This window comes from Paenibacillus sp. E194 (assembly GCF_000935845.1).
Lineage (GTDB): Bacteria > Bacillota > Bacilli > Paenibacillales > Paenibacillaceae > Paenibacillus_B > Paenibacillus_B alvei_B.
On record NZ_JMDX01000472.1, the window covers coordinates 1 to 1,661 of the forward strand.

The 1,661-nt window shown below is 44.4% G+C and carries 3 protein-coding genes; all 3 read left to right on the forward strand.

The annotated features are described in order from the left end of the window. Window positions 1–391: DUF6886 family protein (locus tag AZ66_RS28980; protein WP_044358094.1), on the forward strand; the 391-nt coding region annotated here is incomplete at its 5' end. Between the two features lie 275 nt (window positions 392–666). Continuing rightward, window positions 667–849, forward strand: coding sequence for a hypothetical protein (locus tag AZ66_RS28985; RefSeq protein ID WP_044358095.1), 183 nt, complete (start codon window positions 667–669; stop codon window positions 847–849). 54 nt (window positions 850–903) lie between these two features. After that, complete coding sequence (locus AZ66_RS28990; RefSeq protein ID WP_044358096.1) at window positions 904–1,449, forward strand: NUDIX hydrolase; 546 nt, start codon at window positions 904–906, stop codon at window positions 1,447–1,449. Window positions 1,450–1,661 lie beyond the last annotated feature (212 nt).

Sequence of the window (1,661 nt, forward strand, 5' to 3'; positions counted from 1 at the left end):
AGATTGTCCAAGGGTCATTTATGCAAAATCGGACATGATGAGTACGGAAGATGAAGCGAGATTCTTTGGTCACACAGTGGCAAACAAAATAATAGTGGTTGAGAATGACTGGCTCGAGCAGATAAGCAATACAACGATCTATAAATATACGTTTGAAGATTCCACTTTTCAGTTACTAGATGCGAATGCTGGATACTATATTTCGCAACAAACGGTGAGGCCCATTCAGATCGAGCCGATGACCGATCTCATTCAGCACATCGTACAAGCCGGTGTAGAATTGCGGTTTACACCGAATTTGCATCCCATTTACAATGCAGTGCTTGCGTCTACGGTGGATGCTTTCTCTATTATTCGATTTCAACATGCGAAGCCATTAGCCGCTGAATAACGTACAGGATATGCTCCTGATACATAAGGCAATGTTATGATGGGGGGCGGTCAGATGAAATGGTTGTTGCGCACGCTGCCAGCCTTACTACATGTTGTCGCATGTCTTCAATACATCAGATTTATGGTTGGAGCTGACGAGAATTCGCTCAGTTCCGTACTTATGCATGGATTTATTATTAACGGCAATCACAGCGTCACATGCTCGTGTCAAAGGGACAATGGAGGCAGTTTCTAATCTCATCAGTTGCTTATATCGTTTGGATTATCGTATGGATGGTTGGACTCCAACCGATTATCAATCTTAACGTTGTGAATGCCCCTGAAGATGATCCGGCAATAGGCATGCTGATACTTTTTGTCGGGTTGCCGCTGTCGCTTATCAGCCTTGTTTTTGGAACGATAACTGGAATCATGCTCGTGCAGCTTCGAACGCAAATCAGGTTGTTTCGACTGTAGATGACAGCCCAAACTATCTTTTCCACTATTACAAAACATCAGGAGAGACATCATATGCTAATCTACAATATCTGTTATATTCAACGCGGGAACGAGGTTCTGCTGCTTAATCGGGAGAAACCGAGCTGGATGGGGTGCTGGAATGGCATCGGCGGCAAGCTGGAAGCTGGGGAGTCTCCTCGTGAATCGATGGAACGTGAATTGAAAGAAGAAACGGGAATAACGCCCACGGATTTGACATTCAAGGGCATCGTCAGTTGGAGGGTGGACGGGATGAGGTTTGGCGGCATGTATTTGTACGCAGCAAGTGTGGAGAAGAGCTTTACATACAATACGCCGATTAAGACAGACGAGGGCATCTTGGATTGGAAACGAGTAGATTGGATTATGGATGTTCATAATCAAGGAGTCGCCTCTAATATGCCTCAAGTTCTTCAGGGCATGAGAAGCGATATGCATTGCTACGACTATCACTGCATATTTGAAAAAGGGAAGCTGCTGGACATGATCGCAGTTCAGATTGATCCTGCATTGGAATGGGATGAGGTACAGCGAGGGGCGTATTTGGAGAAATATGCAGTTGTGGGCCATTCTTCATAAACATGAAGTGTTTCGAACTTGTTTTCCATGCAGTCAAGTTTTTTAAATGATGCCATACATGGGCTAGGTATGTGTATGAAAGCAATCGAGAATAAATAGTGTGGAGACAAGTGGCTAAAAGGAGATGAACTTGCGTGAACGCATCGAATATCAATCCGTTTCTGATGTTCTTCGGCAATGCGGAAGAGGCAATCAAGCACTACACTTCCATA

What these genes read in the sequence shown, in the direction of transcription:
- AZ66_RS28990 (WP_044358096.1), top strand. Translation starts at nt 904, where the DNA reads ATGCTAATCTACAATATCTGTTATATTCAACGCGGGAACGAGGTTCTG.
- AZ66_RS28985 (WP_044358095.1), top strand. Translation starts at nt 667, where the DNA reads ATGGTTGGACTCCAACCGATTATCAATCTTAACGTTGTGAATGCCCCT.